This is a genomic window from Flavobacterium nitrogenifigens (genome assembly GCF_003254565.1).
GTDB classification, from domain to species: domain Bacteria; phylum Bacteroidota; class Bacteroidia; order Flavobacteriales; family Flavobacteriaceae; genus Flavobacterium; species Flavobacterium nitrogenifigens.
On sequence record NZ_QJRI01000018.1, the window covers coordinates 1 to 227 of the forward strand.

1 pseudogene is annotated in these 227 nt (G+C 37.4%); it reads left to right on the forward strand.

Going from position 1 to position 227, the window contains the following annotated elements:
- A pseudogene (locus DM397_RS00075) lies at positions 1-227 on the forward strand (hypothetical protein); the annotation flags it as partial.

A 227-nucleotide genomic window follows, 5' to 3' on the forward strand; every position in this document is an offset into this window, starting at 1 on the left:
GATGTGGTAGGAGATGTTATCAATAACGCTTCTTCAATTTTCAATAATCCGGCTGTAACGACTATCATCCAACAGATTTCAGAGTTGGCAGAAGGCAATGTGACGTATAACTCAACAACAAATGAGTTTAGTTACGTTGATGCTACGGGAACCACTAAGGTTATCAATATTAATGATATTGTTAAGCTAAACGAAACTATTACTACGCTTACCAATAATGGAGCGGG